The sequence below is a fragment of the Luteibacter sp. OK325 genome, from assembly GCF_003050935.1.
Taxonomy (GTDB): domain Bacteria; phylum Pseudomonadota; class Gammaproteobacteria; order Xanthomonadales; family Rhodanobacteraceae; genus Luteibacter.
The window spans coordinates 1-21163 of record NZ_QAOX01000017.1; the positions used below are offsets into that span (position 1 = coordinate 1).

The window sequence follows — 21163 nt, forward strand, 5'->3', positions numbered from 1 at the left end:
CGCTTGAGCGCCGGGTCGATCGGTCGATATCCCATGGGTCACCTCGGTAGGGATTTTGCTCCTACATGGGTGTCCAGGAAAATTAGACCACTGCAAATCGGCTCCTACATGAGGGGGACATGCCCTTCGGCTTCATCGCTTCGTTGGCTTTTCGCCGATGAATCGGCTCCCACGGTGGGCTTGCAGCCCACTCACCGTCTCAGGAGACGGTGAAACTCTCTCCACAGCCACACTCACCGGTTGCGTTGGGGTTGTGGAAGACGAAGGAGGCGTTCAGGCCCTGGCGCTGGAAGTCGATCAGGGTGCCTTCGACCAGGGGCAGGCTCTTGGGGTCGACCACCACGCGAATACCGTCGATATCCATGACCTGGTCGTCCGCGGCGATGGCGCCGGCCAGGTCGACCACGTAGCCGAAGCCCGAGCAGCCCATTCGCTTGACGGAAAAGCGCACGCCGGCGGCCTCAGGGGCCTTCTCGAGGAAGGCGCGCATGCGGTCGGAGGCGGCGGGAGTGATCTGAATGCTCATGAAGACGTTTTTTTACCGTGGTATATCGGGAGAACGCTGCCGTTCACGTGGCCCTTACATTATCATGCAGGGTCGCGTCCTATGCGCCCTCTTTGATGTGCGGTGCCTTTTCTGGAGTTTCAATCGATGACGGTGGTAAGCGTCAAGCAGGCCCTCGCCGGCGGCACGACCGCAGCGGAACACGAAGTCACTGTACGCGGCTGGGTCCGCACCCTGCGTGAATCCAAGAGTGGCCTCTCCTTCGTGAACGTGAGCGACGGCTCCTGCTTCGCCCCGATCCAGGTGGTTGCCACCGCCGACCTGCCCAACTACGAGACCGACGTGAAGCGGCTCTCGGCCGGCGCGGGCATCATCGCCACGGGCAAGCTCGTTCCCTCGCAGGGCAAGGGCCAGGCCTATGAGATCCAGGCCACCCGCATCGAGGTGACCGGCTTCGTCGAGAATCCGCTCACCTACCCCATCCAGCCGAAGCAGCACTCCATGGAGTTCCTGCGCGAGGTCGCCCACCTGCGCCCGCGCACCAACCTGTTCGGTGCCGTGACCCGCGTGCGCCACACCATGATGATGGCGATCCACCGCCTGCTGACCGAGCAGGGCTTCTTCTGGATCAACACCCCGATCATCACCACCTCGGACGCCGAAGGCGCCGGTGACATGTTCCGCCTGTCCACGCTGGATCTGGCCAACCTGCCCCGTGACGACAAGGGCGGGATCGACTGGCGCAAGGATTTCTTCGGCCGCGAGGCGTTCCTGACCGTGTCCGGCCAGCTCAACGTCGAGGCCTACGCGCTGTCGATGAGCAAGGTCTACACCTTCGGCCCGACCTTCCGCGCCGAGAACTCGAACACCACGCGTCACCTGGCCGAATTCTGGATGGTCGAGCCCGAGGTCGCCTTCGCCGACCTCAACGACATGGCCGATCTGGCCGAGCTGTTCCTCAAGGGCATCTTCAAGGCGGTGCTCGACGAGCGCGCCGACGACATGGCCTTCTTCGCCGAACGCATCCAGCCGGACGCCATCTCGCGACTGGAAGCCTTCATCGCCAAGCCGTTCGAACGCATCCAGTACACCGAGGCGGTCGAGATCCTGCAGAAGTCCGGTAAGAAGTTCGAGCACCCGGTGGCCTGGGGCATCGACCTGCAGACCGAGCACGAGCGCTACCTCGCCGAGGAACATATCGGCCGCCCGGTGGTCGTCATGAATTACCCCGAAGAGATCAAGGCGTTCTACATGCGCCTCAACGACGACGGCAAGACCGTGGCGGCCATGGACGTCCTCGCGCCCGGCATCGGCGAGATCATCGGCGGCGCGCAGCGTGAAGAACGCCTGGACTACCTCGACCGCCGCATGGACCAGTTTGGCCTCGATAAGGAGGTCTACAACTGGTACCGCGACCTCCGCCGTTACGGCACCGTACCCCATGCCGGTTTCGGCCTCGGCTTCGAACGCCTGCTCGTCTACGTCTGCGGCCTCGCGAATATCCGCGACGCCATCCCTTATCCCCGCGCGGCAGGGAGTGCCGAGTTCTAAGAACCACGACCCTTATGCCCCCTTCCCTGTTCCGTTCCCTGCTCCTTGCCGCCGCGATGCTCACGCTCGCGGCGTGCCACACGATGAGTGCCATCGTCCCGCCGAACTTCCGTCCGCCGGAAAATCCGTCGAACACGGTCGATCTCGCACGCAAGGCGCTCGACGCCGCCACGCCCTGCTGCGGCAGCTTCGCCGACCTGTCCTACCAGGACATGCTGCCCTGGCAGCCGCAGCGCTTCTCGCTGGACAAGAACAGCCCGGTCGCCAACCTCAACGGCGACCGCAGCTACTTCCTGGCCTTCCGCTTGCCGGCGGGCGCGCAAATGCCGTACACCATCGCGATGAAGGCCGAGCTCAATGGCCGCTGGCTGAGCTCGAGCTACCTGTTCGCGCCGACCGTGGTGTTGCTCGACGACGCCTTCCAGCCGCTGCACGCCGAAGACATCCAGCTCTGCGAATACATGGGCTGGACCAATGAAACGACGGGCGCCTTCGGCAAGTTCAAGGTCGAGGACGACAAAGCGCGATACATGGTGGTGTATTCGTCGTCCAAGCAGCAGAAGAGCCAGACCTACTGGGAGCAGTCGCCCAGCAACTTCTCGGCGGAAGCGCCGGTGAAGATGGCGTCGGCGGGCAGCTTCAAGATTCCGCACGGTCCGGACGGCGTACTGTTCGTCGGCATGCAGAACGACACGTACAAGAAGGCGATCAGCAATGCCGTATGCGACAAGGCCCAGCCAGGCAATGGCGTGATTTCCACCATCCGCCAGGTAGTCAGCACGGACATTCTTGGTCAAGGCCAGGCAAAGAAAGACCCACCCAAGAAAGAAAACGGCAGCTGAGCCGGCATGCAGACCGCCGTCCTCCTCTATCTCCTGTTACTGCTCGGTGCGGTGGCGTCGTTCGTCTTCCATTTCATCGCGCAGTGGCGCTTCACCTCGCTCTTACGCCAGCGCTATCCGGACCAATGGAAAACCATCACCGAGGCCGATACCGGCCGGCCTAACGGCATGGCCAACTGGTTGCGCATGCGTCGCGTGCTGCGCTCCGACGCACCGGCCCTGTTCAACGACGACGACCTCAATCGCTGGCAGCGCTGGTGGCGCCGTGCGCCCTGGTTTGCGTGGCCGTGCTGGTTCGTCGCGATGGCGGTACAGTGGTGGGCGATGAGACAGGCCTGAAAGGCCGCCACCCAACCCGGAGCACGCATGGATCTTCGCCTCACCGGTCGACACGCGCTGGTCTGCGGCGCCTCCCAAGGCATCGGCCGGGCCACCGCCTTCGAGCTGGCCGAGCTCGGCGCCAGCGTTACCCTGCTCTCCCGCTCCGCCGACGCCTTGATAGCGCTTGCCGCTGAGCTGCCGGCGATCCATCCCGGACAAAAGCACCACCACGTCGCCGTCGACATGCTCGACACCGACGCCCTGGCCGCGGCCGTCGGCGAGGTAGTGAAGCTCAACGCCGTGCACGTGCTGATCAACAACAGCGGCGGACCGCCTCCGGGCCCTGCCTGGAACGCCGAGCCGGAAGCTTTCCTGGTCGCGTACCGCCAACACCTCATCGGTGCGCAGGTGATCACCCGCGCCTGCCTGCCGGGCATGCGCCAGGCGCACTACGGGCGCGTCGTCAACGTCATCTCTACCTCGGTGAAAGAGCCGATCGCCAATCTCGGTGTCTCCAATACGGTGCGCGCCGCCGTGGCAGGCTGGGCGAAGACACTCTCGGCCGAAGTGGCGCCCGATGGCATCACGGTGAACAACGTGCTTCCGGGCTACACGCGCACGCCGCGGCTCGAGGCGCTGGTCGAGGCCAGCTGCAAGGCGGGGCGAAGCCGCGACGATGTCGAACGTGGCCTGCTCGCCAGCGTGCCGGCCGCGCGCTTCGGCGATCCGGCCGAAGTGGCGGCGGTGATCGCCTTCCTCGCCAGTCCCGCCGCTGGCTACGTCAACGGGGTGAGTATCACCGTCGATGGCGGCCGTACGCGCAGCTTCAACTAAGGCGCGCCATGCTGATCCTCGCCAATCTCATCGATGGCCAGTCGCGGGCGCCGCACGCCGGCCGTTACCTGGACAGCGTGGATCCCGCCATTGGCGAGCCGTTCGCGCAGTGTCCCGATTCCGATGCCGGCGACGTCGCGGAGGCTGTCGCCGCTGCATCCCGCGCTGCGCACGGCTGGGCACAAACGACCGCTGAAGTACGCGGACGTTGCCTGCAACGCCTCGCCGATCTGATCGAGGCCCGCCTTGAAACCTTCGCCGAAGCGGAATCACAGGACAGCGGCAAGCCGCTCGCCCTCGCCCGCTCCCTCGACATTCCCCGCGCCATCGCCAACCTGCGGTTCTTCGCGGCCGCCGCCGGCCAGTGGAGCGGTGAGTCCCATGCGATGGAACACGGCGCGATCAATTACACGCTGCGCCTGCCGCTCGGCGTCGTCGGCTGCATCAGCCCGTGGAACCTGCCGCTCTATCTCTTCACGTGGAAAATCGCGCCCGCGCTCGCCGCTGGCAACACCGTGGTGGCCAAGCCGTCGGAAGTCACGCCCTATACGGCGTGGCTGCTCGGTACGCTGGTCGATGAGGCGGGCTTTCCGCCAGGCGTGCTCAACATCGTCCATGGCCGCGGCCCCGCCGTCGGCGAGGCCATCGTCACGCACGATACGGTCAAGGCGATCTCGTTCACCGGGAGCACGCGCACCGGCATTGCCATTGCCAGCGCCGCAGCGCCACGACTGAAGAAGGTGTCGCTCGAACTCGGTGGCAAGAATCCCGCGATCGTCTTCGACGATTTCGATTTCTCCGACGCTTCGCTGGCCACGATCGTCCGCTCCGGCTTCGCCAACCAGGGCGAGATCTGCCTGTGCGGCTCGCGCCTGCTCGTCCAACGCGGCATTTACGATCGCTTCCGCGAAGCCTATCTCGAGCGCGTCCGCGCGCTGAAGGTCGGCGATCCACTGGAAGCCACCAGCCAGCTTGGCGCCCTCGTTTCCGAAGCGCATTTCGATAAGGTCACAGGCTGCATCGCACGTGCGCTCGACGAAGGCGGCACGCTGCTTACCGGTGGCGGACGCGTCGTCGTCGACGGTCGCTGTGCGCGTGGCTGGTTCGTCCAGCCAACGGTGATTGAAGGACTCGCACCCGGGGCAGTGACGAACCAGGAAGAAATCTTCGGTCCCGTCGTCACCCTGATTCCCTTCGACACCGAAGCAGAAGCCCTGGCCATCGCCAACGGCACGCCCTACGGACTGGCCGCCTCCGTGTGGACACGCGACGTGTCGCGCGCCCACCGATTCTCGGCGAAGCTCGACTTCGGCATCGTATGGGTCAACTGCTGGATGCTGCGCGACCTGCGCACGCCGTTCGGCGGCGCGAAGCAATCAGGCGTCGGCCGCGAAGGCGGTTTCGAAGCGATGCGTTTCTTTACCGAGGCCAGGAATGTCTGCATCGACCATGGGCAATAACATCATCCGCACCGAGGGCGCACCGGCTCCGGTAGGCGCGTATCCCCACGCGCGACGCGTGGGCGACCTGCTGTTTCTTTCCGGCGTCGGCCCACGCGTACCCTCCACCAATACGGTGCCCGGAAACGTCGCGGATGCGGATGGCACACTGCTTTCCTACGATATCGAGGCGCAGTGCAGGCAGGTGTTCGCGAATGTCCGCGCGGTGCTGGAAGCCAGCGGTGCGCGCTTCGAAGACCTGGTCGACGTGACGGTGTATCTCACGGACATGGCGCGCGACTTTGCTGTGTATAACCGGCTTTATGCGGAAGCGTTTGCTGGCGTGGATGCGTGTCGCACCACGTTGGGGATTACCGCCCTGCCGACTCCGATCGCGATCGAGCTGAAGTGTGTGGCGCATATCGCGAGCGCCGATCGCCGCTGAAGCGGCTCCCACAAAACCCCTGTAGGAGCCGATTCATCGGCGATTGTGGGAGCCGATTCATCGGCGATAGGCACTACCTAGGGCGTCAGCGCCCGGACACCCTGGAGGCACACCCGCAACATGTCGCCAATCAGCACCTGTACCTGGGCGGCCTTCTTCGGCAGGTATTCGAACGAATCCTCGTCCATGTAATTGAGCTGGGCGAGTTCGAGCTGGATCGCGTCCACGCCCTCCGCCGGCCGGCCGTAGTGGCGGGTGATGTAGCCGCCCTTGAAACGGCCGTTCACGGCGAACGAGTAGTCTTCCTGGCGCTCCAGCACCGCGGCGACGCGGGCCTGAAGGCCGGGCGAGCAGCTGGCGCCGTCGGCCGTGCCGAGATTCAGGTCCTTGAGACGACCCTCGAAGAGCATGGGCACTTCGCTGCGGATCGAGTGCCCTTCCCACAGCACCACGTGACCAAACTCACTCTTGAGGCGAGCCAGCTCGCCGGCCAGGGCCTGGTGGTAAGGCTTCCACCACCGTTCGACGCGGTCGGCGATTTCCGCGGCGTCGGGCTCGGCGCCGGGCCGGTAGATCTCGCGCCCGTCGAACAGCAGCGTGGGCACCAGGCCGGTCTCGTTCTGTCCCGGGTAAAGCAGATGCCCATCCGCCGGGCGGTTCAGGTCGACCACGAAGCGGGAGGCGAAGGGCTTGATCACGCTGGCGCCCATCTCACGGGCGAAGTCGTACAGCTCGGCCACGTGCCAGTCCGTATCCACCGAACCCCGGGCCCGGCGCTTCATGCGGGCGGCCATGTCATCGGGGATAGCACTGCCGTTATGCGGCAGGCTGACCAGGAGCGGCGCGGTGCCGCGATGCAGGGTGTAGGGGATCATGGCCTGAGTGTAGCGCTCATCCGGGGACCCGATCACCCATCAGGACCATCTCTTCGGCCGATGTCGGATGGACAGCCAGGGTATCGTCGAAGTCCGATTTACAGGCGCCCATCTTGATCGCCACGGCAAAGCCCTGGAGGATCTCGTCGACGCCCGGACCGAGCATCTGCATGCCGACGATCCGAGAGTCCTTGCCCACGCAGATCAGCTTGAACCGCGTGGTAATAGGCCGCCTGGCGAGCGCCAGCTGCATCGGCACGAAGGACTGCTTGTAAAGATGCACGTCGGCCCCGTAGGCCTCGCGGGCCTGCTGCTCGGACATGCCGATCGTGCCTAGCGGCGGGTGCGAAAAGACCACGCTGGGGATGTTCTCGTAGTCCAGCCTGGCGTTCGGCTTGCCGCCGAACAGGCGATCCACGAGCTTGCGCGCCGCGGCCACGGCGACCGGCGTCAGGGCCATCCGCTCGGTCACGTCGCCGACGGCATAAACCCCTTCGACGTTGGTGTTCTGCCAGTCGTCGATGGCGATGTGACCGTCTGTTCCGGTAGTGGCCAGGCCGATGGTCTCCATCCCCAGGGCGGCGGTGTTCGCCTCGCGCCCGATGGCGACGATCAGGGCATTGAAGGGGCCGGGGTGGTCACCACGATCGCAGTCGAGCAGGATCACGCCATCGGTCTCATGCGCCGCCACGATCTGGCATTCATAGTGGACATGGATACCGTGCAGCTCCATTTCATCGCCCAGACCATAAGCCATCTCTTCGTCGAAACCGCCCATCAGGCGGCCGCGCACGTACATGTGTACGTCGCTACCGAGTGCACGGAGAACGCCAGCCAGTTCGACGGCAATGTAGCCGCCGCCGATGATCGCCGTGCGCTGCGGACACGCCCGCAGGTCGAAAAAGCCGTCCGAATCCATGGCGAGATCGAAGCCGGGTTTGTCCAGGCGCTTCGCCTTCGAGCCTGTGGAAACGATGATGTGCGGCGCCGTGAGTTCGCGGTCGCCGGCACGCACGCGGCCCTTCGCGATGAAGCACCCGGTTTCACGCACGACGGTAACGTGCCCTTTATCGAGCGCCTGCTGGTACTTGCCGTGGATACGCTCGATGTATTCCTCGCGACGCTCGATGAAGCGCGGCCAGTCGAGGGTACCCGGCGTGTCGTGGAACCCATAGTCCATCGCGATGTACTGTGCTTCGGCCATCTGCGCGGCGTACCACATGGCTTTCTTCGGAACGCAGCCGACGTTGACGCAGGTGCCCCCGAGTTCGCCCGGCTCGATCAGCGCGACCTTCACTCCGTGCTTCGCGGCACGGATCGCGGCGGCCAGACCGCCCGAGCCGCCACCGATCACGATGAGGTCGAAGGCTTCCACGGTCATGCGTCGCTCCAGCAAGGTCAATGCACCACCGTAACAAACTCCGACCGTTGTTGTAGGAGCCGATTCATCGGCGAATGGGTGCTGGCCGGGTGCTGGCCCGCTGCCGCGGGATCGCCGATGAATCGGCTCCTACAGATAGCGGCCGGCAAGGCGGTCAGAGACCGAAGCGGGCGGGGGAATAGGGTGTCGGGTCGAGCGCGGGCGCAGGGCCTGCCAGCAGGTTTGCCACCAACTCACCCGTAGCCGCCGACATGCTGATGCCGAGCATCCCGTGCGCCGTGGCATAGGTCAGGTTCGACCAGCGCGCGCTGGGTCCGATGATGGGCAGCTCGTCCACGCTCATCGGTCTCCACCCCCACCAGGGCACCATCTCGCCGCGGCCTTCGGGTTCGTGCAGATACGCCGCCGCACCGCGTCGCAACGCGTCCAGGCGAACCGGATTGAGCCCCTCCGCGAAACCGGAGAACTCCATGGTGCTGCCAAGCCGAAAGCCGGACACCCAGGGCGTGACGCAAACGGCAGCTTCGCGCAGGACCAGCGAATGGGTGGGTACGCGCTCGGGCGGCTGGTCCCAGGTGAGTGAATAGCCCTTGCCCGGCTGCATGGGCAGGCGGATATCCAGCAGTTTGCCGACCAGAGGAGACCACGCGCCGAGCGCCATCACGACATGGTCGCCGCTGAACACACCGCCGGTCGTGCGAACGTGCGAGATGCGCTCTCCTTCAAGAACGAACTCGTCCACGCGCGCGCCGGTCTCGATGGCACCACCGAGTTCGCGAACACGCCGCGCCAGCTCGGCCACGTAGCGATCCGGTCGCAGGCGGGCGTCGCCCGGATGAAGCAAGCCTCCCACCACACCCTCGCGCAGGGCGGGCTCGAGCGTGAGGACGTCGTCGCCCACCAGCACGCGGACATCCATGCCCAGGCGGCGCAGGAGCTCTACGTGCGGGCGATCGTCCTGCATCGCCCGCGCGTTGCGGTAAACGTAGAGTTCGCCCACTTCCTCGAATTCACAGGCGAGGCCTTCGCAGGCGATGAGCTCGCCGAGCAAGACTCGTGAGCGGTTCAGGATCGCGCCACGCGCCTCGCCGGCGTACTGGTAGTCGCGCCAGGTGCAATGACGGGCGAAATCGAGCAGCCAGCGTGCCCGCGCCCGATCCGGCCGGGGGTTCACATACAGCGGCGCATCGCGGCGCAGGAGTGAGCGCAGCGCCGTGCCGATCATGCCTGGCATGGTCAGTGGGCCAGCGTGGCTGGGGGTGATCGTGCCGCAGTTGCCATGCGAGCTGCCGTTGCCGGGCAAGCCCTGTTCCAGCACCCGGACGCTCGCGCCGGCTCGTAACAGGTACAGCGCGCACGCCAGGCCAATCACTCCCCCACCCATGATCAGAACGTCGCTTCGGGATCTATCCATCGGCGAAGTTTAACGGCCGTCCGTCTGCTCCAGGCCTGTCCGCCAGATGAATTCGTGCTCTTTGCGAGGTATTCCACGCAACCTATTGATTTGTTAACCTCGACGGGCCGCTCCTACAGGGGGAAACGCCCGATGTTCGCCGTTGCTCCAGTTCTTCCTCTCCGCCCCGTCCGCTTCATTGGCCCCTTCGCACTGGCGGTGGCGCTCAGCCTGCTGGCAGCCTGCGGCAGCGCGCCTCACAAACGTTCGTCGTCCCAACAGCGAAACCCGGCCTCTGCCGTTCCCCTGGCAAAAAACCTGTCGTGGTCCAACCGCCCGGCCGAGGCGCCCCCGGCCGATGCGGCCAACGACGTCCTGTTCCGGGCGATCGGATTGGTTGGCACCCCTTACCGCTGGGGTGGCAATACGCCACAGGGCGGCTTCGACTGCAGTGGCCTGATCAACTACATCTACCTGACCTCGACCGGCGTGCGCCTGCCGCGCACCTCGGGGGAAATGGCGGCATTGGACAAGCCCAAGGTCGACGAGTCGCAGCTTGCCAGCGGCGATCTGGTCTTCTTTGGCCGCGGCCACGTGACCCACGTTGGCGTGTATGTCGGCAAGGGCCGCTTCGTGCATGCGCCCAATTCCGGCGGTACCGTACGCCTTGACGACCTCGATGGCGCGTACTGGAAAGAGAACTTCGTCTACGGTCGCCGCGTCCTAAACTGAACGGATGGCAACAGAAGACTGTTCGCCATTCGATTTAGATTGCGCGCTATTTAATAGCGTGATTAACTATCTCTCGTGGCCCGGCACCGCCGACGCCCTCTCCCATCACGAACGACCAAGGACACCGATCATGAGCAACCTCTCGAACCTCGAAAAAGTTCTCTACACCGCCCACGCCAAGGTCGCCGGTGGCCGCGAAGGCCATGTCGAATCCGACGACGGCCTGATCAAGCTCGACCTGCGCCTGCCGAAGGAAATGGGCGGCAATGGTGGCGGCAGCAACCCGGAACAGCTCTTCGCCGCTGGCTACGCCGCGTGCTTTGAAGGTGCCGTGCGCTTCGTCGCCGGCCAGCAGAAGGTCAAGGTCGACGGCGCCTCGGTAGCGAGTTCGGTCGGCATCGGCCCGCGCAACGACTCTGGCTTCGGCATCAAGGTGAAGCTCGAAGTGAGCCTGCCGGGTGTCGACGACGCAACGGCGCAGGAGATCGTCAAGACGGCGCACGAGAAGGTCTGCCCTTACTCGCACGCCACCCGCGGTAATGTCGACGTCGATATCTCGGTGAACGGCAAGACGGTCGCCTAAGCGCTCCTTCCAAGCACCGATCCTTAAGAAACGGCACCCTCGGGTGCCGTTTCTTCTCATGGCAGGACTTCCGGCACGCGGCAGCAACGGCGCGCGGGCGCACCTTCACCGGGTCGCACCAGAAGCGAAGGGGATCGCCATGACACCGCTCAACAAGCAGGCTCGTCTCGCCGGATTCCTGTATCTCCTGCTGGCCATGGTCGGGCCGCTCCGGCTCATCTACATACCCACCACTCTCTTCGCCAGCGACCATCCCGCCGAGACCGCCGCGAACATCGCCGCGCACGAGACCCTGTTTCGCTGGGGTATGTTCGGCGACCTGTTCATCGGCAGCATCCTGATTTTCGTCGTGCTGGCGCTCTACCGGTTGCTCAAGCCTTCCGGCCCGACACTTGCCGTTGTGATGATGATCTTCGGCGGGCTGCTGCCCTCAGCCATCTATTTCATCAATACCGCCAACGATGCCGCAGCGCTCGTACTGGTGCGTGGCGCGCCCTTCCTCGATACCTTCAGCCAGGCGCAGCGCGAATCGCTCGCCATGCTCTTCCTGCGCCTGCATCGCGAAGTCATCACCGCCGCCGAGACGTTGTGGGGACTGTGGCTGGTGCCCTTGGCGATCCTTGTCTGGCGCTGCGGGTTTCTTCCGCGTGTGTTGTCGGTGTGGCTGGTGCTGAATGCGCTGGCCTATATCGCCCAAAGCTTTGCGGGTTTCGTCATGCCGCAATATTCGGAAAGCCTCGACGCGATCTGCTTCCCACTCCAGCTCGGCGAAGTCGCCTTCATGCTGTGGTTGCTCGTCTTCGGCGCGCGGCGCTACATCCTGATGGAGAGGAAAAACGCATGAGTACGTTGCAGGACACCAAGGTTCCGCTGCGCATCAAGCTTGCCAGCCTCTGGGCATCGTTGATGTCCTGCTACATCTACGGCGACTTCTTCGGGCTGTTCGCGCCGGGTCGGCTGCAGGACATGATTGCCGGCAACTTCGGTCCGTTGGGCGCGACGACACCCGGCATCCTGGTGGGCGTTAGCCTGATGATGGCGGTTCCGGCGCTGATGATCTTCGGGTCGCTCGCGTTGCCGGCAACCCTCTGTCGCTGGGCCAACATAGTATTCGGTCTGTTCTATACGGTGATCATGCTGTTGACGATGCCCGGGGCGCTGCCGTTCTACATCACGCTTGGTGTCATTGAGGTGCTGCTGACCGCAGCCGTCGTGGTCTATGCGTGGCGATGGCCGAGAGTGCTTTAAAGGCCCATCGCCTGCTAACCAGCTCAGCTCGGCGTTCGGTGACGTAGCGGCGCAGAGCCTTCGGTGCCCACCCTCGAGGCGAGTTCCGCACAAGTGAGCGGCCGTAGGCCAGATCGATACATGGGCCGCGTGAGCGGCCTTCCGATCCGAACGCGGAGGACTGTCTGAGCAGCGAGGGTGGGCACCAAGGTCTCCCCCGCGAGACGCCCAAGTGTAGAGGGCGACGGCGCAGCACGATGAACCAAAAAAAAGCACCCTAAGGTGCTTTCTTTTTCGCGCCAGGCGTCGATCAAGCCGATCAGTGAGCGGCGTCGCCGTTCGGGTGCGCGTGGCCGTGCTCGATCTCTTCCGGGGTGGCGTCACGCACACTCTGCACATCGACGTGGAAGGTCAGCGTCTTGCCGGCCATCGGGTGGTTGAGGTCGACATCCACCACGCTCGAGCCGATCTTCTGCACGACGACGACGCGGCTGCCGCCTTCCTTCAGCGACAGGACGGTCGAGGTGCCGGCCTTCAGGCCCTTGCCCTGCTGCGGGAAATACTTCTTCGGCACGCGCTGGGTCAGGCCGTCCTGGCGCGGGCCGTAGCCCTGCTCCGGTTCGATCGTGACATCGAAGGTATCGCCGACGGACTTGCCTTCGAGGCCGGCTTCCAGGCCCGGAATCAGCTGGCCGTGACCGAGCAGGATCCAGAGCGGCTCACCACCCTCCACCGAGCTTTCGACCTGCTCACCGTTGACGGTGAGGGTGTAGTGGAACGAGATGACCTTGTCCTTGCCAGCCTGCATGATCGTTTCTACCGGATGAAAACCGGGCATTTTACTGGCCGGCGGGCCCGGCGTCACGCCGCATCGCGCTTCTTTCCGAATCCGACGCCATGCGCCTCGGGACCCAGCCAGGTCAGCAGGGCCAGCAACAGCGCCACCGCCCCGATCCAGGTCGACATGGCAAAGGCGAAATCGCCGCCACGCTGGGTCGCGATCCAGGTCTGCGCCGTCGCCGTGATCGCCGCCAGGAGGTTGCCCATCTGGTAGGCGAACCCGGGCAGAGTGCCGCGCACGGCATCCGGAGACAGCTCGTTGAGGTGGGTCGGCACGACGCCCCAGGCGCCCTGCACCATCACCTGGATCAGGAACGCCCCCAGGCCGAGGAAAAGCAGCGACCCGCCGTAGGCCCACAGCGGGATCACCGGGATGGCCAGCAGGGCCGCGATGATGATCGCCTTGCGCCTGCCGATCCGCTCGGACAGGGAGCCGAAGGTCAGGCCGCCGAACAGCGCGCCAAGATTGAGCAGCGCCGTGAGCATGAAGGCCGTGCCCGAACCCGCTGGGATTTTCAGCGTCTCCTGCACGAAGGTCGGGTACATGTCCTGCGAGCCGTGGCTGAACATGTTGAACGCCGCCATCAGCAGCATCATGTAGACGAACCGCTTCCAGTTGCCTCGCATGGAAACGAACACGCTTTGCCTGGCCTCGGTACGGCGTCCTTCCCATACCGGCGATTCCGGCACCTTGCGGCGGATGTAGAGCACCAGCAGCGCCGGAGCGGCGCCGACGATGAACAGCCCGCGCCAGCCGATCTGATCGACCAGCAACCAGTTGGCCAGGGCGGCAAGGAAGAAGCCACAGGGGTAGCCGCTCTGCAGCAGGCCGGAAACGAAACCGCGCGATCTTGCCGGAATGGACTCCATGGCCAGCGACGCGCCGATGCCCCACTCGCCGCCCATGGCGATGCCGAAGAGGAAGCGAAGGCCCAGCAGGATGCCCAGGGTCGGCGCGAAGGCGCAGGCCACCTCGAGCACCGAAAACAGCACGATGTCGAACATCAGCACGGGACGGCGGCCGTAGCGGTCGGCAAGCCGGCCGAAGATGAGTGCGCCGATGGGCCGGGCCGCCAGGGTCAGGAACAGGCCGTACGTGACTTCCTGCTTGGAGACGTTGAATTCCTTGGCCACCGCGAGGATGACGAAGGTGAGCAGGAAGTAGTCGAATGCGTCGAGGGTCCAGCCCAGGAAGCTGGCGATGACGGTATGCCGCTGGGTCGAATCGAGTTCGCGCAGCGCGGCGGGAAGCGGCATCAGATATTCCTCAACGCGGATTCAGGCGGCGCCGAAGGTAGCACAGCGGGCGAAAATCCAACGCCCGTTTGACGACGCGACCACACCCCGTGGTTACACTGGGCTGCGTCGTCCCACGACGGACGCCCATCCACGACAGACGGAGGACTCATGAAGTTTTCGTATTCGCTCGTTTCGTTCGCCCTGATTGCCGGCCTCGGTATCGGGACCGCGCTTGCGCAAGATGCTGCCGGCTCCAGCGACGCGCCTGCCTTCTCGGATCTCTCGCACGGCGGCAAGTACATCACCCGCAAAGACATCCCCGAGGACAACGAGCGCCTCAAGCAGCTCCGCTCGCACATGAGTGAGAACGACGTGGACCACAACGGAAAGATCGACGAAAAGGAATACAACGCGTACATGTCGAAGGACAATCCGCTTAACAAGAAGCAGTAATTCCGAATCGGCCGGGCACGGTCAACGTGCCCGGTTCTTTCCAGGATGGAAATCAAGCTCATGACGCCCGAAACCCGCACCCGGCGACGTATCGCCTCGCGGTTCAGTCGCCGCCGCGACCGGATCTACATCCACGGCAAGCTCGCCACCGACCCTGTCTACGCCGCCACGGCGACCGCCATTGCCGGACGGCGATTGCCCCTGCTGGATATCGGCTGCGGCCTTGGCCTGCTCGGCCATTACCTGCATGCCTGCGATGCGCTGGACGGCTATCTCGGCCTCGACCACGACCCCCAGAAGATCGCCATGGGCCGGGCGGCTGCGGACCGTGCGGGGCTGGGTGAGAGCATCGCCCTGAGCGAAGTGGATGCCACCACGCCCCAGGCCATCCGCGGCCACGTGGCCCTGCTCGACGTGCTCCATTACCTGCCGGAGGACCGCCAGGCCGAGCTGCTGGCCTATGCCGTCGACCACCTCGCCGACGATGGCGTGCTGGTCCTGCGCAACGTGATCCGGGACGGCACCTGGCGCTACCGGGCCACGGTCTGGGAGGAGAAATTCATCGAGGCGGTCGGCTGGATCCCGGGTGGGGCGCAGTATTTCCCGACCGAGGACGATATTCGTGAGGTGCTCGAGCCGCGGGGGATCCGGGTGGATTTCCGGCCGCTTTTTGGGCGGACGCCTTATAACAGCTACCTGATGGTGGCCTCCCGCCAGTCCTGATCGCCGGGCCGGGGAGCATCGCCGGGCCGGCGAGCATCGCCGCTGAAGCGGCTCCCACAACGGCCTGCGCAGACCTGTGGAAGCCGCTTCAGCGGCACCTGTGGGAGCCGCTTCAGCGGCACCTGTGGGAGCCGCTTCAGCGGCGATGCTCTTCGCCCGCAGCAGGCCAGTCAGGGGCCATTGGGCATTGTGCGCCGCAATAAGGTATACTCGGCGGGTCGTGCTTGCGCTCCGACTCCCTTGCGGACCCCCGGCGTGGAGATTTTCCCGCCCGTTCCCCCACCCTCGGAAGCGCGCTCGACACCGGCCAGCCTGCTGTCTTCGTCATGGTTAGCGGCCGCCAATCCATCGACTTGTAGCGCGGTTCCAGGGAACGCTCGAGTCACGCAGGAGCTTCACTCCATGTCTTTCGATTCGCTGGGCCTTGCGCCCGCGTTGCTGCGCGCCCTTTCCGAAGCCGGCTATGAAAAGCCGACCCCGATCCAGTCCGCAGCTATCCCGCTTGTCCTCGCCGGCAACGACCTCATGGCCGCCGCCCAGACGGGTACCGGCAAGACCGCCGCGTTCGCACTGCCGCTGCTGCAGCTGCTTTCCAAGGACGATCGCGGTGACACGCGTCGCCCGATCCGCGCGCTGATCCTCACCCCGACCCGCGAACTCGCCGCCCAGGTGCAGGAAAACCTGCGCGACTACGGCAAGTACGTGCGCCTTTCCAGCACCGTCATCTTCGGCGGCGTCGGCATGGGCAACCAGCTGCAGGCACTGCGCCGCGGCGTCGACGTTGTCGTCGCTACGCCCGGCCGCCTGATCGACCACATGCAGCAGCGCTCGGTGGACCTGTCCAAGGTCGACGTGCTCGTACTCGACGAAGCCGACCGCATGCTCGACATGGGCTTCCTGCCGGCACTCAAGCGCATCCTCGCCGCCGTGCCGCGTCAGCGCCAGACGCTGCTGTTCTCGGCCACATTCGCGCCGGAAATCAAGGCGCTGGCCCAGCAGTTCATGCGCGATCCGAAGGAAGTGTCGACCACGCCGGCCAACACGGTCGCGAACACGGTCACCCACCGCGTGCACCCGGTCGATGCGGCGAACAAGCGCGACCTTCTTCTGCACATCCTGTCGCAGGACAGCCGTCGCCAGACGCTCGTCTTCGGCCGTACCAAGCACGGTGCCGACAAGCTCGTCCGTCACCTGGAACAGGCCGGCATCAAGGCCGCGGCCATCCATGGCAACAAGAGCCAGAACGCCCGTACGCGCGCCCTGTCGGACTTCAAGACCGGCCGCGTCACCGTCCTCGTGGCGACCGATATCGCCGCGCGCGGCATCGACATCGACCAGCTGCCGGTGGTGATCAACTTCGACCTGCCGATGGTGGCCGAGGATTACGTGCACCGCATTGGCCGTACCGGCCGCGCGGGCGCCGAAGGCCAGGCCATCTCGCTGGTCAGCCATGACGAGTCGGGCCTGCTGCGCGACATCGGTCGCCTGCTCAAAGCCGATCTCGAGGTCAGCAATGTCCCGGGCTATGAGCCGAGCACGCCGCTGCGCATGGACGCCGGTGCGCCGCGTCCGAAGCAGCAGCCGCGCCAGCCGCAGGCCTCGCGCAACCAGGTCGGCCAGGGCCGTTCGGGTGGTGGTCAGGGTCGTTCGGCGGGTGGCCAGGGCCGCTCGCCGTCAAACGGCCAGGGTCGCCAGGGTGCAGCCGGTGGTGGCAACGCGGGTGGCAGTGCCGGTCGTCCGTCGTCGCATCGTCCGCACGGCCATTCGGCCGCTGGCACCGGCGAGAACACGGGCAACCACAAGCGTCGTCGTCAGCGTACGGGTCCGGCCACCAACAAGGCCTGATCGTCCGCTCAGCCCTGCGCCCTGATCTTCGCCGTAAGCACGTGGTCTTCCCACAGCCCGTCGATCTTCAGGTAGCGCTTGGCGTAGCCTTCCTTCTCGAAGCCTAGCCGCTCGAGAAGGCGGCCACTCCGGTCATTGCGTGGCATGTAATTCGCCATCACGCGATGGAAGTCCAGAGGGCCGAACGCATAACGGATCGCGGCGTCCAGGGCTTCGAACATCAGGCCCTGTCCTTCGTGTTTGCGTGCGATGCCGTAGCCAAGATGGCAGGCCTGGAAGACGCCACGGACGACGTTGGCCAGGGTGAAACTCGCGATGATCTCGCCACTGTCGGGCGTCAGCACGATGAACGGGAACCCGCGATCCGACCTTGCCGCTTCGAGGCCCGCCTCGATGGCCAGCCGGCATCCTTCGATGGTGTAGTGCGACTCGGTCCGCAAGGGTTCCCACGGCCTGAGGTGCTCGCGGTTTTCGATGCGGTAGCGACGTAGCAGTTCGGCCTCTTCCACATCGAGCAGGCGTATTACCGTTCGCGGTGTACGCATGCGGATCGGCTCGCTCATGCGGCGAGTGCCTTCGCATGATGCCGCAGGTGGTCCTCGACGAAGCTCTGGATGAAGTAGTAGCTATGGTCGTAGCCCGGCTGCATGCGCAGCTGGAGCGGCTGGCCCGCTTCTTCGCAGGCCGCTTCGAATCGTTGGGGCTGCAACTGCTTCGTCAGGAAGCCGTCCGCTTCGCCCTGGTCGATGAGGATCCGGCCGTCGAAGCGAGCACCATCACGGACGAGCTGGGTGGCGTCATGCAGGGCCCAGGCTTTGCGGTCGTCGCCGAGGTAGAGCGGGAACGCCTTCTCGCCCCACGGCACGCTGGCGGGCGCGACGATAGGCGCGAACGCCGACAACGAGCGATACCGGCCGGGATTGCGCAGTGCGATGGTCAACGCACCGTGCCCACCCATGGAATGGCCGAAAATGCCTTGCCGACTCATGTCCAATGCGAATCGTTCCGCGACCATCCGGGGCAGTTCGTCGACGACGTAGCTATACATGCGAAAACGCGACGACCACGGCGCTTCGGTGGCATCGAGGTAAAAGCCTGCGCCTTCACCGAATTCCCAGTCGCCCGTGGCGCCTTCGATGGCGGTATCCCGCGGGCTCGTGTCAGGCATCACCAATGCGATACCCAACTCGGCGGCGATGCGTTGCGCGCCAGCCTTGATGGTGAACGTTTCAGCGGTACACGTCAGTCCGGCGAGGTACCACAGGACAGGAACAGGCCCGTTTTCGGCCGCAGGAGGCATGAAAACCGCAAAACGCATCGTACCGCCGCACGCTTCGGATGCATGGGAATAGAACCCCTGGATGCCGCCGAAGCAGCGTTGTTCCGAGACCGTCTCGATCGTCGTCATGCCCTTCTCTCCCTACGAAAGCTGACCGGGAAGTGTAACGCCGACGCAACAAGTGGCTATGGCCCGCCTCACCGGGCGCCCATCGCTGCTACAATACCGCTACTGCCCGGCGCCGCTTCCGCCGCCGCGCCCCCTCTTCGAGGTCGCCATGTCATCCCCCGATACAGATAACGCTCCGGCTCAGCCCGGCTTTAGCGCGCTCGCGCTCGACGAAAAAGTCATGCGCGTGCTGGCCGAAGTCGGCTACGAAGTGCCGTCGCCGATCCAGGCCGCCACCATTCCGCCGCTGCTCGAAGGCCGCGATGTCATCGGCCAGGCGCAGACCGGCACCGGCAAGACCGCTGCCTTCGCGCTGCCCGTGCTCTCGCGCATCGACCTGAAGCCCGGCAAGCCGCAGGCGCTGGTTCTCGCGCCTACCCGCGAGCTGGCCATCCAGGTGGCCGAGGCCTTCCAGAAGTACGCCACCTACATGCCCGGCTTCCAGGTACTGCCGATCTACGGCGGCCAGAGCTACGGTCCGCAGCTGCAGGGTCTCAAGCGCGGCGCGCAGGTCATCGTCGGCACGCCGGGTCGCGTTATCGACCACCTGGACAAGGGCACGCTGGATCTTTCCGGCCTGCGCTTCCTGGTCCTCGACGAAGCCGATGAAATGCTCCGCATGGGCTTCATCGACGACGTCGAGAAGCTTCTGCAGGCCACGCCGAAGACGCGTCAGGTCGCCCTGTTCTCCGCGACCATGCCGGCACCGATCCGTCGCATCGCGCAGACCTACCTGAAAGAGCCGATCGAGATCACGATCAAGAACAAGACCACGACCGCGGCGAACATTCGCCAGCGTTACTGGTTCGTCAGCGGCGTGCACAAGCTCGACGCGCTGACCCGCATCCTCGAAGCCGAAAGCTTCGACGCGATGATCGTGTTTACACGCACCAAGCAGGCCACCGAAGAACTGGCCAGCAAGCTGCAGGCAAGGGGTTTCGCGGCCGCCGCGATCAACGGTGATATCGCCCAGGCGCAGCGTGAGCGCGTGATCGATAACCTGAAGACCGGCAAGCTCGACATCCTGATCGCCACCGACGTTGCCGCTCGCGGTCTCGACGTCGAGCGCATCAGCCACGTGCTGAACTACGACATCCCGCACGACACCGAGTCGTACGTGCACCGCATCGGCCGTACCGGCCGCGCGGGTCGCAGTGGTGAGGCGATCCTCTTCGTCACGCCGCGCGAGAAGAACCTGCTCCGTCAGATCGAGCGCGCCACGCGCCAGCCGATCGAGCAGATGCAGCTGCCGACGATCGAAGCGGTCAACGACACGCGCATCAACAAGTTCAACCAGAAGATCACCGACACGCTGGCGCAGGGCGACCTTGGCCTGTTCCAGCAGATGGTCGAGAAGTTCGAACAGGAACACAATATTCCTGCCATCGAGATCGCCGCCGCACTGGCCAAGATCGCCCAGGGCGACCAGCCGCTGCTGCTCGAGCCGCCGGCCAAGCGCGAGTACACCGAGCGTCCGCCGCGCGAATTCGATCGCGAGCGTCCGCAGCGTGACTTCGACCGCGATCGCGGTCCGCGCAACGAAGGTGGTGGCGACTTCAACGACCGTCGTCCGGTTCGCGAAGGCATGCGCCAGCCGCGCCCGCACACCACGGAAGCCGGCAAGCGCACGTACCGCATCGAAGTGGGCCACGAGCATGGCGTGAAGCCGGGCAACATCGTCGGCGCCATCGCCAACGAAGGCGGCGTCGAGGCCAAGTTCATCGGCCGCGTGAGCATCCGTGACGACTACAGCCTGATCGACCTGCCGGAAGGCATGCCGCCGGAGATCTTCACCCACCTGAAGAAGGTGTGGGTTGCCCAGCAGCAGCTGAAGATTGCCGAGTGGGACGGCGTCGAAGCCCCGCAGAGCGGCAACGCCTCGCGTCCGCCACAGCGCAGCTTCCGTCCCCAGGGCGCCCGCCCCGGTGGTCCGGGCGGTGCTGGCGGTCCTGGTGGCGGCAAGCCGCCGCGCAAGAAGCGCGATTACTGAGTAAGCAAAAAGGCACCTTCGGGTGCCTTTTTTTTGGTTCATCGTGACTGCCTCGAGGGTGGACACCAAGGTCTCTCACGACGATACGGTCGAGTGGAAGGAGAGCCGTGGCGTGGCGCCGTCGTCGGCCCCGACCGCTGCCGACACCAGAGCGAAGCGGAAGCGGTCGCTGGTACGCAGTTGCCGATCACGTCCGTCGCGCCTGTGCCGGCGTGCCTGCCGACGATGCTGCCGCGCGCTCTGGCTCGACCCACGCGAGCCTCAGGGCTCGGGAGAGCCTTCGGTGCCCACCCTCGAGGCGAGTTCCGCACAAGTAGAGCGGCCGTAGGCCGATAAGAACACGGGCCGCGCAGCGGCCTTTCCGGTACGAAACGCGGAGGACTGTCTGAGCAGCGAGGGTGGGTGAGGTGGTCTAATCTTTCTGGACATCCCGAGAGGGCTTCACAGCCAGAACGAGGTGAACCATGGGACGCAAAGACATTACGCAGGCTCAGCGGG

General features: G+C 65.1%; 22 protein-coding genes. 14 read left to right on the forward strand and 8 right to left on the reverse strand.

The features are described from left to right. Positions 1 to 199: 199 nt before the first annotated feature. Entirely contained in the window at positions 200 to 526 is a 327-nt protein-coding gene (locus C8J98_RS21710) for an iron-sulfur cluster assembly accessory protein (RefSeq protein WP_107916029.1), read from the reverse strand. Between the two features lie 126 nt (positions 527 to 652). Between C8J98_RS21710 and asnS the strand changes: the two genes are divergently transcribed. Genes asnS through C8J98_RS21740 form a run of 6 tightly spaced genes read left to right on the forward strand, consistent with a single transcriptional unit; the run spans position 653 to position 5937 of the window. Then, positions 653 to 2056, forward strand: a complete 1404-nt coding sequence (gene asnS, locus C8J98_RS21715; protein WP_107916031.1) for an asparagine--tRNA ligase — start codon at positions 653 to 655, stop codon at positions 2054 to 2056. 14 nt (positions 2057 to 2070) lie between these two features. Next, positions 2071 to 2898, forward strand: a complete 828-nt coding sequence (locus C8J98_RS21720; RefSeq protein ID WP_107916033.1) for a MalM family protein — start codon at positions 2071 to 2073, stop codon at positions 2896 to 2898. Positions 2899 to 2904: 6 nt separating this feature from the next. Then, complete coding sequence (locus C8J98_RS21725; RefSeq protein ID WP_107916035.1) at positions 2905 to 3237, forward strand: hypothetical protein; 333 nt, start codon at positions 2905 to 2907, stop codon at positions 3235 to 3237. Between the two features lie 27 nt (positions 3238 to 3264). Then, entirely contained in the window at positions 3265 to 4053 is a 789-nt protein-coding gene (locus C8J98_RS21730) for an SDR family oxidoreductase (RefSeq protein WP_107916037.1), read from the forward strand. An 8-nt stretch (positions 4054 to 4061) separates the two neighbouring features. Next, entirely contained in the window at positions 4062 to 5513 is a 1452-nt protein-coding gene (locus tag C8J98_RS21735; RefSeq protein WP_107916039.1) for an aldehyde dehydrogenase, read from the forward strand. Next, entirely contained in the window at positions 5503 to 5937 is a 435-nt protein-coding gene (locus C8J98_RS21740) for a Rid family hydrolase (RefSeq protein ID WP_107916041.1), read from the forward strand. The genes C8J98_RS21735 and C8J98_RS21740 overlap by 11 nt, the downstream gene beginning before the upstream one ends. Positions 5938 to 6014: 77 nt before the next feature. On the opposite strand, the gene hutG is transcribed toward C8J98_RS21740, so the two are convergent. From hutG to C8J98_RS21755, 3 genes are all read right to left on the reverse strand, one after another. After that, positions 6015 to 6812: an N-formylglutamate deformylase gene (gene hutG, locus C8J98_RS21745; protein WP_107916043.1), complete on the reverse strand. Its 798-nt coding sequence runs from the start codon at positions 6810 to 6812 to the stop codon at positions 6015 to 6017. 16 nt (positions 6813 to 6828) lie between these two features. Continuing rightward, the gene (gene gorA, locus C8J98_RS21750) at positions 6829 to 8193 is read right to left on the reverse strand and encodes a glutathione-disulfide reductase (RefSeq protein ID WP_199229987.1); all 1365 of its coding nucleotides are present in this window, start codon (positions 8191 to 8193) and stop codon (positions 6829 to 6831) included. A gap of 154 nt (positions 8194 to 8347) precedes the next feature. Continuing rightward, a complete protein-coding gene (locus tag C8J98_RS21755; protein ID WP_107916045.1) occupies positions 8348 to 9607 on the reverse strand; it encodes an FAD-dependent oxidoreductase in 1260 nt (419 codons plus the stop codon). Between the two features lie 132 nt (positions 9608 to 9739). On the opposite strand from C8J98_RS21755, the gene C8J98_RS21760 reads away from it, so the two are divergent. The 4 genes from C8J98_RS21760 to C8J98_RS21775 all read left to right on the forward strand — a co-directional run bounded on the left by C8J98_RS21760 (position 9740) and on the right by C8J98_RS21775 (position 12149). After that, on the forward strand, positions 9740 to 10318 hold the full coding sequence (locus tag C8J98_RS21760; protein ID WP_107916047.1) for a C40 family peptidase: 579 nt from the start codon (positions 9740 to 9742) through the stop codon (positions 10316 to 10318). A 130-nt stretch (positions 10319 to 10448) separates the two neighbouring features. Beyond that, a complete protein-coding gene (locus C8J98_RS21765; RefSeq protein ID WP_107916049.1) occupies positions 10449 to 10901 on the forward strand; it encodes an organic hydroperoxide resistance protein in 453 nt (150 codons plus the stop codon). A gap of 139 nt (positions 10902 to 11040) precedes the next feature. Next, complete coding sequence (locus tag C8J98_RS21770; protein ID WP_107916051.1) at positions 11041 to 11745, forward strand: DUF4386 domain-containing protein; 705 nt, start codon at positions 11041 to 11043, stop codon at positions 11743 to 11745. Next, a complete protein-coding gene (locus tag C8J98_RS21775) occupies positions 11742 to 12149 on the forward strand; it encodes a DUF6326 family protein (protein ID WP_107916053.1) in 408 nt (135 codons plus the stop codon). Before C8J98_RS21770 ends, C8J98_RS21775 begins: the two co-directional genes overlap by 4 nt. Before the next feature lie 298 nt (positions 12150 to 12447). On the opposite strand, the gene C8J98_RS21780 is transcribed toward C8J98_RS21775, so the two are convergent. After that, the gene (locus C8J98_RS21780; protein ID WP_107916070.1) at positions 12448 to 12936 is read right to left on the reverse strand and encodes a peptidylprolyl isomerase; all 489 of its coding nucleotides are present in this window, start codon (positions 12934 to 12936) and stop codon (positions 12448 to 12450) included. A 53-nt stretch (positions 12937 to 12989) separates the two neighbouring features. Then, on the reverse strand, positions 12990 to 14225 hold the full coding sequence (locus C8J98_RS21785) for an MFS transporter (RefSeq protein WP_107916056.1): 1236 nt from the start codon (positions 14223 to 14225) through the stop codon (positions 12990 to 12992). A 150-nt stretch (positions 14226 to 14375) separates the two neighbouring features. Between C8J98_RS21785 and C8J98_RS21790 the strand changes: the two genes are divergently transcribed. From C8J98_RS21790 to C8J98_RS21800, 3 genes are all read left to right on the forward strand, one after another. Next, complete coding sequence (locus C8J98_RS21790; RefSeq protein WP_107916058.1) at positions 14376 to 14660, forward strand: hypothetical protein; 285 nt, start codon at positions 14376 to 14378, stop codon at positions 14658 to 14660. A 45-nt stretch (positions 14661 to 14705) separates the two neighbouring features. Next, positions 14706 to 15383: a class I SAM-dependent methyltransferase gene (locus C8J98_RS21795; protein ID WP_233260336.1), complete on the forward strand. Its 678-nt coding sequence runs from the start codon at positions 14706 to 14708 to the stop codon at positions 15381 to 15383. A gap of 402 nt (positions 15384 to 15785) precedes the next feature. Beyond that, the gene (locus tag C8J98_RS21800) at positions 15786 to 17228 is read left to right on the forward strand and encodes a DEAD/DEAH box helicase (RefSeq protein ID WP_107916062.1); all 1443 of its coding nucleotides are present in this window, start codon (positions 15786 to 15788) and stop codon (positions 17226 to 17228) included. Between the two features lie 8 nt (positions 17229 to 17236). Here the strand turns inward: C8J98_RS21800 and rimJ are convergent, their stop codons facing one another. Continuing rightward, positions 17237 to 17791 carry a ribosomal protein S5-alanine N-acetyltransferase gene (gene rimJ, locus C8J98_RS21805; protein WP_107916064.1) on the reverse strand — a complete coding sequence of 185 codons (555 nt, stop codon included), beginning with the start codon at positions 17789 to 17791 and terminating at the stop codon, positions 17237 to 17239. Continuing rightward, on the reverse strand, positions 17788 to 18636 hold the full coding sequence (fghA, locus tag C8J98_RS21810; RefSeq protein WP_107916066.1) for an S-formylglutathione hydrolase: 849 nt from the start codon (positions 18634 to 18636) through the stop codon (positions 17788 to 17790). Before fghA ends, rimJ begins: the two co-directional genes overlap by 4 nt. 148 nt (positions 18637 to 18784) lie before the next feature. On the opposite strand from fghA, the gene C8J98_RS21815 reads away from it, so the two are divergent. Then, the gene (locus tag C8J98_RS21815; RefSeq protein ID WP_107916071.1) at positions 18785 to 20665 is read left to right on the forward strand and encodes a DEAD/DEAH box helicase; all 1881 of its coding nucleotides are present in this window, start codon (positions 18785 to 18787) and stop codon (positions 20663 to 20665) included. Positions 20666 to 21163: the final 498 nt, after the last annotated feature.